This is a genomic window from Pandoraea sp. PE-S2R-1 (assembly GCF_002179865.1).
Lineage (GTDB): Bacteria > Pseudomonadota > Gammaproteobacteria > Burkholderiales > Burkholderiaceae > Pandoraea.
Genome location: NZ_NGUR01000010.1, coordinates 223,975 through 236,552 on the forward strand (window position 1 = coordinate 223,975; position 12,578 = coordinate 236,552).

Sequence of the window (12,578 nt, forward strand, 5' to 3'; positions counted from 1 at the left end):
CCGGAGGCCTGCCCATGAGCGCCGAACTGCTTGCCGAACGCGTCGACCAGACGCTGGTTCTTACGTTGTCCAACCCGGGCGCCCGCAATGCGCTGCACCCGGATATGTACGCTGCGGGCGTCGAAGCCCTCACCACCGCCGAGCGCGATCCGTCGATTCGCGCGGTCGTGCTCACCGGTGCCGACAACTTTTTCTGTGCCGGCGGCAATCTGAACCGCCTGCTGGAAAATCGTCAGAAAGACCCCTCGGTGCAGGCCGCGAGCATCGACGCGCTGGCCGAATGGATCGAGGCCCTGCGCTCGTGTCCGAAGCCGATCATTGCGGCCGTGGAAGGTGCAGCCGCCGGTGCTGGCTTCTCGCTGGCGCTGGCCTGTGATCTGCTCGTCGCTGCCGACAACGCCAAGTTCGTCATGGCGTACGTCAAGGTCGGGCTCACGCCGGACGGCGGCGGCTCGTGGTTCCTCTCGCAAGCCCTGCCCCGCCCGCTGGCCACCGAGATTCTGCTCGAAGGCAAGCCCGTCGCCGCGTCGCGACTGGCCGCGGCCGGTCTGGTGAATCGCGTGGTCGCGCCGGGTCAGGCGCGCGCCGAAGCGCTCAACTGGGCGACGGATCTGGCCCAGCTTTCGCCCAATGCCGTGGGCCGCATCAAGTCGCTCATCGACAGCGGCGCGAGCGAGACGCTCACCTCGCAGCTTGGCGCGGAGCGCGATAACTTCGTCGCGTCGCTGCATCATGCCGACGGGCTGGAAGGCATCACGTCGTTTCTCGAGAAGCGCCCTGCAACTTACCGATAGACTGTCGGTCACTGTCTTGCAGAGCGCTTCGGAGAGATCACGCATGAGCACGATTGGACGTCTTGGGGCCGACACGGGTCCGCTGGAATTCACCCCGCCGCAACGCCGCCGCATCTACTTGATGCGCCACGGCGATGTGACGTATTTCGACGATAGCGGCAAGCCTATCGACGCCGACACCGTTGCCCTCAACGAGAACGGTCGCGCACAAGCGAGCGCCGCCGGGCGCGCTTTTGCAGCGGAGAACATCCGCTTCGATCGCGTGATCGTCAGCGGTCTGCCGCGCACGCGTGAGACCGCGCAACGTGTGCTTGCTGAAACCGGGCAGCAAGTCGAGATCGAGACGTGGACGTGCTGGCAGGAGATTCGCTCGGGCAGCTTGTCCGATCTGCCGCCGAGTGAGATCGCACAAGCCTTCCTCGGCGCATTCGACGGTCTGGTGGCCGAAGACACGCGCTTCATGAATGGCGAATCGGTGCGAGAACTGCTCGACCGCGTGGTCCCGCCACTGGCAGAGTTGCGTGAAGACAAGTCGTGGGACACCGTGCTGCTCGTGCTGCACGGTGGCGTGAACCGCGCAATTCTCTCGCATGCCATGCATCCGCTGGGCCGCCTGTTCATCGGTCAACTGGCGCAGACACCGGCATGCATCAACGCGCTCGACGTTGGCGACAAGCCCGAAGACTGGGTCGTGCGCCTGATGAATTTCGCGCCGCCGCAGCCGCTGCATCGCGACAACCGGCTGACCGTCATGGAGAAGATTTTCGCGTCGTTCATCCGCTCGCGTCAGCCAAAGTAATCCCCGCAGAAAAAGCCGCGCGTGCCGGCATCACGAGGCCCAAGACCTCACGGCACGCCCAGCAACCCGTCGTCCCAACCGTTGCACCGGAAATGCAGGAGACAGCATGGCCGAGGAGCTTCCGCAGGACTTTTCCGCTTTCGCCGGCGAGCGTTCGCTCGGCGAGCATCTTCCCTTCGATGCCACCGCCCTGTCGCAGTGTCTCGCCACCCACGTCGACGGCTACGCCGGACCGTTGCGCATCGCGCAGTTCAACGGCGGCCAGTCCAACCCCACCTATCGCCTGAGTACGCCCGGCGCCGAGTACGTGCTGCGCACCAAGCCCGCGCCTGCCGCGAAGCTGCTGCCGTCGGCACACGCGATCGAGCGCGAGTACCGCGTCATGCATGCGCTGGCTGACACCGATGTCCCGGTCGCCCGCATGCTCGGCTTGTGTGAGGACGAAACCGTCATCGGACTTGCGTTCTACGTCATGGCGTACGTACCGGGGCGCGTGCTGTGGGATCCGTCGCTGCCGGGAATGTCGCCGCCTGAACGCACTGCCATTTATGACGAGATGAACCGCGTGATCTCGGCGCTGCATCGCGTCGACTACCGCGCCATCGGTCTGGAAACCTACGGCAAACCGGGCGACTACATCGCGCGCCAGATTGCCCGTTGGAGCAAGCAGTACCGCGCGTCGGAGACCGAGCCGATCGAAGCGATGGACCGGCTCATCGACTGGCTGCCCGCGCACCTTCCCTCGGGCGAACCGGAGCGCACGACGATCGTGCATGGCGACTTCCGGCTCGACAATCTGATCTTCCATCCGAGCGAGCCGCGTGTACTTGCCGTGCTCGACTGGGAGCTGTCGACGCTGGGCGACCCGCTCGCCGATTTCAGCTATCACTGCATGGCGTGGCATGTCAGCCCGGGCGTGTTTCGCGGTATCGCCGGACTCGACTGGGCGGCATTGGGCATTCCCGATGAACAAGATTACGTGGCGCGCTACAGCGAGCGCACCGGCATCGCCCGCCCGCCGCAATGGCACTTCTATCTCGCGTACAACATGTTCCGTATCGCGGCGATTCTGCAAGGGATCATGAAGCGCGTCGCCGATGGCACGGCGGCGAGCCAGCAAGCGCTCGACGCAGGAAAACGTGCGCGCCCCATGGCCGAACTTGCATGGCAATACGCACAGCATCGCGACTGACAAGACAACTGGAGCACGGCAAACCTCATGGATTTCAGCTATAGCCCGAAAGTCGAAGCGCTGCGTGCACGCCTGAGCGCCTTTTTCGACGAACACATTTTCCCTAACGAGCGCCGCTATCTCGAAGAGATCGAGATCGCCCGCCGCCACGGCGACGCATGGCAGCCGTCGCAGGTCATCGAGCGGCTCAAGCCGCTCGCGCAACAGGCCGGATTGTGGAACCTGTTCCTGCCGGATTCCGGGCGAGGTGCGGGCCTCACCAACGTGGAATACGCGCCGCTGTGCGAGATCATGGGCCAAGTGCCGTGGGCACCGGAAGTCTTCAACTGCAACGCGCCGGACACCGGCAACATGGAGACGCTGGAGCGCTACGCCACCGACGCGCAAAAAGCGCAATGGCTCGAACCGCTGCTGCGCGGCGAGATTCGCTCGGCGTTTCTGATGACCGAACCCGACGTGGCGTCCTCGGATGCCACCAACGTGCAATGCAGCATCCGGCGCGACGGCAACGATTACGTGATCAATGGCCGCAAGTGGTGGTCGACGGGTGCAGGCGACCCGCGTTGCGCGCTCTACATCGTGATGGGCAAGACCGACCCCGACGCACCGAAGCACGCGCAGCAGTCGATGATTCTCATACCTGCCGACACGCCGGGCATCTCGCGGGTGCGCCCGCTGACCGTCTTCGGCTACGACGATGCGCCGCACGGCCACATGGACATCGTGCTCGACGACGTGCGTGTGCCCGCGAGCAGCATCCTGCTGGGCGAAGGGCGTGGCTTCGAGATCGCACAGGGCCGCCTCGGCCCGGGCCGCATCCACCACTGCATGCGGCTGATCGGTCTGGCCGAGCGGGCACTTGCCCAGATGTGCCAGCGCACACTCTCGCGGGTGGCGTTCGGCAAGCCGATTGCGGCACAGGGCGTCACGCGCGAGCGCATTGCCGAAGCGCGCTGCCTGATCGAACAGGCCCGTCTGCTCACGCTCAAGGCGGCGTACATGATGGATACCGTCGGCAACAAGGCCGCGCGAGCGGAAATCGCGATGATCAAGGTGGTGGCACCCAATATGGCCTGTCAGGTGATCGATTGGGCGATACAGGCCCACGGCGCGGCCGGCCTTTCGGGAGACTTCCCGCTGGCGTATGCCTACGCGAGCGCCCGCACGCTGCGCTTTGCCGACGGCCCGGACGAGGTGCACCGCAACGCCATCGCCAAGCTCGAACTGGCCCGGCACATGCCGCAGGACTGAGACCGAGGCGTCTGCGAAGCTGGCGCCAGTGCATGCCTCGGCAGCCCCGTGGCCCTAGGGGCCTCTCCCGGGGCGCCCGGCCCCGCTTGGCCCTGTCGACGGCAGGGCCAAACGTTCTGTGGTGTAATTTCCGGGTTTTGTCACCCATTTCGCCACTGTGCCGAGCGCATGTGCTGTGTCAATGCGCTTCCGACGCCCACCGATTTCGAGGAGCTGCAATTGATTCAGGTCTATTCCTGGGCCACGCCCAACGGTCACAAAGTCCACATCATGCTGGAGGAGTGCGGATTGCCGTACCACGCGCACGCGGTCGATATCGGCGCGGGCGACCAGTTCAAAGAAGCGTTTCTCGCCATTTCCCCGAACAACAAGATCCCGGCCATCGTCGATGAGAACGGCCCGGACGGCAAGCCGATCTCGCTGTTCGAGTCGGGCGCCATCCTGACGTATCTCGCTGGCAAGACGGGCCGTTTCCTGCCCGCCGACGTGCGTGGCAAGTACGAAACCCTCGAATGGCTGATGTTCCAGATGGGCGGCGTGGGCCCGATGCTGGGGCAGGCGCACCACTTCCGCATCTATGCGCCAGAGAAGATCGACTACGCCATCAAGCGCTATACCAATGAAGCCCGCCGTCTGTACGGCGTACTCGACAGGCGCCTGAGCGATCACCCCTACGTGGCGGCCGACGAATACACCATCGCCGACATCGCCATCTGGCCGTGGCTGCGCTCGTGGAAGAATCAGGGCGTGGAGTTGTCGGACTTCCCGAACGTGCAGCGGTGGTTCGAGGCCATCGAGGCGCGTCCGGCGGTGCAGCGCGGCATCAAGGTACTCGCCGACGCGCGCAAGCCGTTGCAGGACGACAAGGCCCGCGAGATGCTGTTCGGGGCCACGCAATACGCACGCCGCTGACGCGCTGACGCCCGGCGCGGGGCCGTCTCCCGCGCCAAGTCATTTACACTTCGAAACAACGTGCACGAATCGCGAGGTATCGCCAAGGCGTCGGCGGTGCTAATCTAGCGAAAATTTCCCGGTGTTACCGCACGGCGGATGACACCGGATGCTGTCTCCGACACGGCCGGCTGCCGTCAGCATCTTGTAGTTTGCAGTTCGCAATTCGTGTTTCGCAGTGCACTTCGCGCATTGCCCGCCGCTGGCTTTTGGAAGATCCGGGAGATCCACATATGTCAGGCAAATTCGAACTCAAGCGCAGTCCCAACGGTGAGTTTCACTTTCACCTGCTGGCCGACAGCGGCCACATCATCCTGTCTTCCGAAACCTACAAGGCGCGTGCGTCGGCACAGAACGGCATCGAGTCCGTGCGCAAGAACGCCGGTGAAGACCATCGCTTCGAGCGCAAGACGTCCACCTCGGGGCGTCCCTACTTCGTGCTGAAGGCGCGCAACGGCGAGATCATCGGGCAAAGCCAGATGTTCTCGTCGTCCGAGCAGATGGAAGACGGCATCACGCAAGTCAAGCGTGATGCCCCGGCGGCGTCGGTGAGCGATCTGTCGCACTGACGGTAAAGTGGACGCGCATCCCCGGCGTCACACGCCGGGGCCCCCTGAATCATTTTTCATGCGCCCGGGCGATCGGTTCCTTGTTCCACTTCTCGTCGGTCAAACTTGGCGAGCAGTTGGTCACCACCGCATCGCCGTTGCTTCTCGCGCTCGGCCAAATGCAGATCCCATTGGCGCTGAGGACTTTCGTGCTGGCGTTGTAATCGAACCATGGCGGCACCGACCCCGGCAACGCGACTACCGCGTCGTACCGGCCGAGCGCCGGATTGTGGGTGAGTCGCAATACGGGCACGTATGGCGCACCGCGCGGCACCCATCCGGCGTAGACCGAGCGTTCCGGGTTATTCAATTCGAAGAAGCTCTGTTTGACCTCACCATCCGTACAGGGCATGACGCGCATCGGACTCGTGTCAGTGACGCCGCCTGTCAGACATTTGTCCGGATAGCGGACAGACCGGAGTCGGTAAGGGCCTTCCGGCAACAGCTTATGCACCCTCACGCACGACACCTTGCCCCCGAGCGTGCCACTTTTATAGCCGTTGGCAATCAGCACATCCTTACCGTCGCCATCGTTCAGGCGCGTACCGACTGACTTGTCCTGGCTCAGCCCGACACCGGTTTTGGCCACATTCCCCGTCAATTCGCCCCCCGTCCTGAACGACACCACATACTTGGCAAATGGCTGCGATCCGTTGCACGACGGCTCATCGTGGAACTCGATTTCCATACCTTCATGGGCGCCGGAAATCGAAAATGAGTAGTACTCGTCGTTTTTACACTGACCCGACTGGGTAAAGTCGATACTCCCCCCGTCATACAGGGCGAAGCTGCATGTCTTGTCGACGTCGTTCTCGTACATGGTGATGTTGGGCAACGCGTAGTTTTTCGGCGTCACGGTCTGGCACGCGCCCAGCGCCGCGACGCTGAGGATGAGCAGACCGCGCAGCACGGTCCAAAGTCGATTTCGAAGGGTATTGCCCATGATTCACCTCACCTGACGCCGTCACCGGCAACTTTCTCGCTCGGGTTGAGCACTTCAAACGACAGACGCCGGGAACTCTGCCGCCCTCCCTCGTGAAACCCCACCTGATACTCGATGAGCAGCCGTGAGCCATGCGCCAATGGTGCGAGCCACGCGGCCGGCACCGTCGTAAAAACACCTTGTGCCGCCTCAGTCGACGTGACCCGGTGCGCCATGCGCATGTAGTGCTGGTAAGCACCCGGTTGCAGCGCGCTCGTACCGTCGCACCACAGCCAGAGCTGCTGCCCTTCAAATGCGAGATGCCAGCGCGGCAGGTCGACGCGCAACCCGTTGGGCAACTTGTCCGGCTCGATACGGTCGCCACCGGCCAGATCCGGCAACTGCGGCATCGGCATGTCTTGCAGGTTGAACGCCGTCACGACCAGCGACAGCCGTGACGAGTCCGCCATGTCGCCGTCTCGATCGACCGTGTAACCCACTTCTACAGTGGCATTCACATTCGCCGCGACGAGATACGGCTCGATCCCGAACGGGAGAAAATCCGGCACAGTGGCCGGCACCGCCTGCCACGCCGTGTCGATGCTGCCTGCGTCGCTCACGCCATGCCAATGCACCTGCACGCGCTGCCCGGCGAGCATGCCGCCATAGCGCACGTGAACTGCTGTGCCTTGCAGCGCAGAGATCGGATTGAGCCGCCCGCCCGGTGCATCGGAAACGATCGGCGGCACCAGATCCAGTGGTGGTACGAGCAAGACAAGAATCGTCTTCTCCAGCGCAGTGCCGACGACGGTGCCATCGGGCTTCTCACATCGATACGTAATGCTGTGATTGCCTTCGGCCAGCGCACGCAGGGCACTGCCCGGATAGCGCACCTCGATCGGACCGACGTTCTCGTCGTCATCGGTCAGCGCACGCGTCATCGATGGCACATCCACGCCGTCGACCATGCAAAACAATCCGTCACCCGGCGCGGTGCCCGGGGGGAACATCGGCACGTCGGCCGGCAGCGTGTCCTCGTTGGCGGCAAGATATGCCGCGCTCACGCCGTTGGCGTCGACTTCCGGCGCCACCTTCAATGGGAAAAACGGAAACTGTTTCATACCGTGCTCTCTTCATTGGATTCATCCGCCGCCGTACCCGACTGCCTTCGTCGAATCTCCGACGACGCTTGTGACGGCGCCGAATAATAAGAACCCGATGACGTGGAGCCCGACGCCATGCCGGAAATGTTGGTGAAAGTTTGGTAAGCACCGTTCGCAAACAGACCCGTCAGGCCGACGGTCGATGCGGTGCTCGGCGCAGGTGATGACGGCAGCGATGCGACCGTGCCCGCCGAAGACACAGAACCGCTGCGCGATACCTGCGGGCTTGCGCTCGACAACCGGGTGACCGCCGTACGCGCCGCCTGACGAAATCCCGGCGTTTCGACCGGCAGCCCTCTCCCCGACGGTCGCATCCGATCCACGACACTGCGCATGGTGCGGTGCACCGATTGGTGGGCCGCCCGCGCCGGTGCAATCGCGAGGCCGATACCGAGCATGCCGACCAAGCCACTCGCCACCGTGAAGGCTTGCGCCACCTCGCTCGCCCCCGTCGTACTCAGCACGATATCCGCCGTCGAAAGCATGCCGGCGACGCTGCTCGTAATGATCGATGCCGCCACCGCCAATTGTCCCGAGGAAACGCTGACTACCGCACCGGTGGCCGTGAGTGCGGCCGCCACACCGACCTTGCCTAACGTTGCCGCACCGGTGAGTGCGAGCGCCGCCCCCGCCGCACTGAGCCCGCCCGCCGAGACGACGGTCAGCGCAATGCCTGCCATGACCCCCAGCACGCCAATCACACCACCGAGCCAACTGGGCAGATGCCCGCTCGGATCGATCGCGTTGACCGGGTCGATGCGTGCGTACGCATTCACGCCACCGCCGTCGAACGGCGAGAACGTATCCGGCACCATGAAACGCCCGAGCACCGGCGAGTACATGCGGGCATTGCCGAGCCACAACCACTGCGTCAGCGGGTCGACGAGTTCGCCATCGTGGCCGGGCACGCCGTCGAGGGTTGCCGTGTCGGCGCGATAGCCGGTCGGGCCGTAGACCACCCGCTGCGACGCGCTCGCCGGACCGTGCGTGGCGACCACACTGGCCTGCCAGTCGGTGGCGTACACGCGCAACGCCCCGGCTTCATCGATGTCGCCAAGGGTTTCGGCACCGGCGCTGCCGTCGCCCAGATAGGCACGCGAGAACGCGCCGCGAATCTCCGTGACGAGCCGGTTTTCGCGGAATACGCGCTCGTGCACGGGTTGCCCTGCGCGTACCACGCGGTGCTGTTCGTCCAGACTGTTGTATTGATACTCGACGTGAGCCCCATCCTTCCGCCCAATGGATGTCACCTGATCGAGCGCGTTGTAGGTCACCGTGTGGCCCTGCTCTGCCTCGATCATGCGACCGGCGCCGTCGTAGCGGAAAGTCTCGCGACCGTCTGCACTGCCATAGCCGGTGCGAACCAGCGAGGTCAACTGGGTAGGATCGAGCGCGTTGTCATAGTGATAGACGACCAGCGCCGACGGTTCATCGGTCGGCGGCCACGAGATGATCTGCCGGATGTTGTCGAAGGCATCGAAGGTCCATTGCTGCATCATGATGCGCCGCGTGGGGAGGTGCGGATCACGTGGTGCGTCTTCGCCGATGGCGTAGTACAAATCAATACGGCCGCGCGGATCGTAGGCGAAATTCTCGGTGAGCATCACCTGACCACCCACCACGCGCTGGCGCACGGACAGCGCATCGGTCGCGTCATATTGCTGTGTGATGGACATGCCGGGCTGACCGGGGGCGTCGTAGTCACGCTGCACTTCCCGCCCCACATCGTCGTAGGTGTACGTGGTAGTCAGTCGCAGTTGCGCGGCCTGATGGACCTGCTGCTGCCGCACGCGGCCCAGCGCGTCGTAAGCGAAACTCACCGCCACGCCGGCACAATCGATCTGCGTCAGACGGCCGATCCCGGGCGCGTACTGGTAGCGATAGACATTGCCGGCCACATCGTCGTAAGTGAGCGGCAGCCCCAGCAGCGACCACGTATGCCGGCAGACGCGCTCGCCGTCGGCGCCGGTGTACGAGACTTCCCGAAGGTTGCCCGTGGCATAGCGCAGGCAATGGTATTCCGAAGGCAGCGCCCCGTCGCTTTCGTGCCTCGCGTGGGTCAGCAAACCGGAGTGCGGATCGTATTCGAAGCCGGTCGTCACACCGTCAGCGTGGCGTTGCTTCACGTGGTCCGTGAGCGACGGATCGACGTCGTAGACGGTTCGCTCACCTGCCGCGTTCTGCACAACACTCGGTTGCCTGCGGTCCGCGTGGTACTCCCATAACGTCACACGCTCACCGACCGTCTGAGATGTTTTGCGCAGCAGTCCGTCGAGATCGCGGCGTCCCACCTCGACGCCGTTCACGCGCAGCGTGGCGACCTCGTTCTCGTCCGAATGGGCAACGTAACTGCGCTCAACGACGTCGCCACTCGCGCCGTTTGGCAGCATGGTGCGCACTACCCGGTCGGCAAAGTCGAACTCGTAGGTCACGACACGCCCCACCGGGTCGGTGACGGCGACACAGCGTCCCACCCCGTCGTACTCGTAGCTTTGCCGGCTGATCAATCGGTTGCCGTTGTCGTAGCGCTCTTCCCATTCGACTTCATCGAATGCATTGCGCTGACGTACCACCCGCCCCGTTCGTTGGGCGACGGTGTCCAGCCAGATCGTTTCCTCTTGGGTGATCGGGTTCCACTCGGCATGTTCCGTCACGCCATCCGGGCGAATCACGGCCGACTGACGCTCCCAGCCGTCGTACCGATATTGTGTGGTCGCCGCCAAGGGGGTGCCGTCGTGAACGTCGGTGATCGTCTCCGACACCAACCGGCCAAGCGTGTCGTAGACACAACGACGCACTTCAAAGGCCGCGCCCTGTTCGACATCGGGTTCGCGGCGCAGCGTGCTCACGTCGAGACCGGTGCCGTCGAACACGCGCGTATCCTCAACCCCGAATTCGTTGGCCGTCACCTGCCGCACGTTGCCACCGGCTTGCCCGACCAGAAAGTACGAATGCCGCACCGACGCGGTGTACGTGCTGTCGCCCGACATCGGCGTCGTCGTCGATTCGACGATACGGCCCAACGCGTCGTGGACAAAGGTCACGCGCGCGTCGGCGCCATCGCGCTGCGTTTCCAGCCCGGTGCGCACCGACACATGAATGGCCGTCGTGCTTCGCGTCGTGTCGAAATCGGTGTGCTGTGTCTGCGTCGTCACCAGCGCGTCACCGCTCAGTTGATAGGTGAAATCGACAATCGTCTGCCAGGCCCACATCATCCGCGTGCGGCGCTTCACCCGGCCGTGCCGCAGCAACGACGCAGGCTCGTCGTAATACTCGGCCGTCACGGTCGTGTGAATCTCGCCGGGGGTCTCCAGCGTCTCCCCGATGCATTCGAGAAAACCCGGCGCACCCGCCACGAGGGAGGGCAACAGCCCGTAGCGATATCGAGTCGTGCGAGTGGGTGTTTGCCGAGCGGAACCGCGGCGGACCCACGCCGCCGTCGATGCCACGATGGCTTTCGACTTCATCGTTCGTGGCGTCGGCCAGACCGGGTCTGCTGGACATCCCGTTTCTCCCGCCGGGTTGTAGTAAGTGATCTGCTCCCGAATGCCATCGGGCGTAAGCGTCTCGACGGGATTGCCGTAGTCGTCGTAGCGGAAAGTGGTCACATCGTCGCGAAAGACACTGTCGCGGCGGAAACGCTCGATACGCTCGGCGGGTAACTGAACGATGGCCGACTGATCGGCGAACGGTTTGCCGGGTTGGTCGTGATACGTCTCGAGCGTCTCGTGCTCGCAGCCGTCTTCGATGCGTCGCTCGATGCGCCGCAAGTGGAAGCGATCGAACTCGCGGTAGATCGTCACGAGCGGCTCGCCCTGCGGCCCGAGTTGGGTCTGCGTGCTGTGATAGCGATAGTCGACCAAGACTTTGTAAAGGGCGTCGGTCGCATCTTCCCAATCGACACCGGCACCAAAGCCGAGAAAGTTGTTCGTCGAATACTGGTAGGTCGAGATACGTTGCGGCAACCCTTCGCCCGGGTCCATCACATGGCGAACGACATACGGCAGCCGCTCGGGCAACTTGTCGGGCGGATCGCCCGCCCGCCGCGGAAAGGCGTGCCCCTCTTCCTCATAGGCAAGGGTCTCGACACTGCCCGTCGGTGATATCACCTGCGTGAGGAATGGCAGGTCGGCCTCGGTGTAACGCTCGTAGCGCAACTGCCAGACCGCCTGCTCGGGCACCGGCAATCGTATCGCGGAGACGAGATCGCCATTGAGCGTCATGACGTAGTCGACGGAGGTCGCGCCGGGGCCTGCGCCGGGCAGCGTGAGGGTCACGGCCTGATCGCTACGCGTGACGAGCAACAGCGGCTTTCGCTCGTGATCGTCGATGCCGACAAGCGACGCATGCCCTGCAAAATGCTGCCATTGCAGATAGATCGAGCGCCCCTGTGCCGACACGATTTCCACCGGCACGTAGGGTGACAGCGGATCGCTCTCGTCAAACATCACGAGGCGCTCGCGCCGCCCCGACTTGTACGTGACGATGACCGTCTTGTCTTGCTTCTGCACGGCAAACGTCGGCAACTTCCGGTCGGGGAATTCGATGCGATCGGGATAGACGATGGCCAGATGCGTTTCACCGTCGGACAGCGTCAAACGCTTCGTCGCCGGCAGCAGCCGCGTCATGGCCCATGACCAGCCACGTCCCAGCCCGGCGTCGACGTTTTGCAACGGATCGAAGGCGAGTGACAGCGACAGGTCCGGCCCCGCCAGCGCGTTCATCGCGATCTTCGGCAATGCCACGCGAATGGAATACGTACCGGTACGCGGATCCACCCCTTTCTCGAGGAAACTCAGGAAGCTCTGCGCGCCGGAGTACAACGCGCCACTATCAGCCTGAGAGCGTTCTTGCGGAATATCCTGCATGGCATCCTCCCCTCGTCTGTCGGCGGGTGC

General features: G+C 63.9%; 9 protein-coding genes. 6 read left to right on the forward strand and 3 right to left on the reverse strand.

Annotated elements, in window-relative coordinates; all coding sequences use genetic code 11:
• Nucleotides 1-14: 14 nt before the first annotated feature.
• From CDV44_RS11565 to CDV44_RS11590, 6 genes are all read left to right on the forward strand, one after another.
• On the forward strand, nt 15-794 hold the full coding sequence (locus tag CDV44_RS11565; RefSeq protein WP_087688179.1) for an oxepin-CoA hydrolase, alternative type: 780 nt from the start codon (nt 15-17) through the stop codon (nt 792-794).
• An 82-nt stretch (nt 795-876) separates the two neighbouring features.
• Nucleotides 877-1,593 (forward strand): histidine phosphatase family protein, encoded by a 717-nt coding sequence (locus CDV44_RS11570; RefSeq protein WP_170935996.1) that lies wholly within the window; start codon nt 877-879, stop codon nt 1,591-1,593.
• Nucleotides 1,594-1,699: 106 nt separating this feature from the next.
• A complete protein-coding gene (locus CDV44_RS11575) occupies nt 1,700-2,785 on the forward strand; it encodes a phosphotransferase (RefSeq protein ID WP_087688181.1) in 1,086 nt (361 codons plus the stop codon).
• 27 nt (nt 2,786-2,812) lie between these two features.
• On the forward strand, nt 2,813-4,036 hold the full coding sequence (locus CDV44_RS11580) for an acyl-CoA dehydrogenase family protein (RefSeq protein ID WP_087688182.1): 1,224 nt from the start codon (nt 2,813-2,815) through the stop codon (nt 4,034-4,036).
• 219 nt (nt 4,037-4,255) lie between these two features.
• On the forward strand, nt 4,256-4,948 hold the full coding sequence (locus CDV44_RS11585) for a glutathione binding-like protein (protein ID WP_087688729.1): 693 nt from the start codon (nt 4,256-4,258) through the stop codon (nt 4,946-4,948).
• Between the two features lie 272 nt (nt 4,949-5,220).
• Nucleotides 5,221-5,556, forward strand: coding sequence for a YegP family protein (locus tag CDV44_RS11590; protein WP_058379351.1), 336 nt, complete (start codon nt 5,221-5,223; stop codon nt 5,554-5,556).
• 49 nt (nt 5,557-5,605) lie between these two features.
• Here CDV44_RS11590 and CDV44_RS11595 read toward each other — a convergent pair whose 3' ends face one another.
• From CDV44_RS11595 to CDV44_RS11605, 3 genes are read right to left on the reverse strand one after another with little or no spacing between them, the layout of a single operon-like run.
• Entirely contained in the window at nt 5,606-6,538 is a 933-nt protein-coding gene (locus CDV44_RS11595; protein ID WP_141118720.1) for a hypothetical protein, read from the reverse strand.
• An 8-nt stretch (nt 6,539-6,546) separates the two neighbouring features.
• Nucleotides 6,547-7,638 (reverse strand): hypothetical protein, encoded by a 1,092-nt coding sequence (locus tag CDV44_RS11600; RefSeq protein WP_087688184.1) that lies wholly within the window; start codon nt 7,636-7,638, stop codon nt 6,547-6,549.
• Nucleotides 7,635-12,548 (reverse strand): RHS repeat domain-containing protein, encoded by a 4,914-nt coding sequence (locus CDV44_RS11605; protein WP_170935956.1) that lies wholly within the window; start codon nt 12,546-12,548, stop codon nt 7,635-7,637. The genes CDV44_RS11600 and CDV44_RS11605 overlap by 4 nt, the downstream gene beginning before the upstream one ends.
• Nucleotides 12,549-12,578: the final 30 nt, after the last annotated feature.

Coding starts and splice junctions, on each gene's coding strand:
- CDV44_RS11575 (WP_087688181.1), top strand. CDS start 1,700: ATGGCCGAGGAGCTTCCGCAGGACTTTTCCGCTTTCGCCGGCGAGCGT.
- CDV44_RS11590 (WP_058379351.1), top strand. CDS start 5,221: ATGTCAGGCAAATTCGAACTCAAGCGCAGTCCCAACGGTGAGTTTCAC.
- CDV44_RS11580 (WP_087688182.1), top strand. CDS start 2,813: ATGGATTTCAGCTATAGCCCGAAAGTCGAAGCGCTGCGTGCACGCCTG.
- CDV44_RS11605 (WP_170935956.1), bottom strand. CDS start 12,548: ATGCAGGATATTCCGCAAGAACGCTCTCAGGCTGATAGTGGCGCGTTG.
- CDV44_RS11595 (WP_141118720.1), bottom strand. CDS start 6,538: ATGGGCAATACCCTTCGAAATCGACTTTGGACCGTGCTGCGCGGTCTG.
- CDV44_RS11565 (WP_087688179.1), top strand. CDS start 15: ATGAGCGCCGAACTGCTTGCCGAACGCGTCGACCAGACGCTGGTTCTT.
- CDV44_RS11600 (WP_087688184.1), bottom strand. CDS start 7,638: ATGAAACAGTTTCCGTTTTTCCCATTGAAGGTGGCGCCGGAAGTCGAC.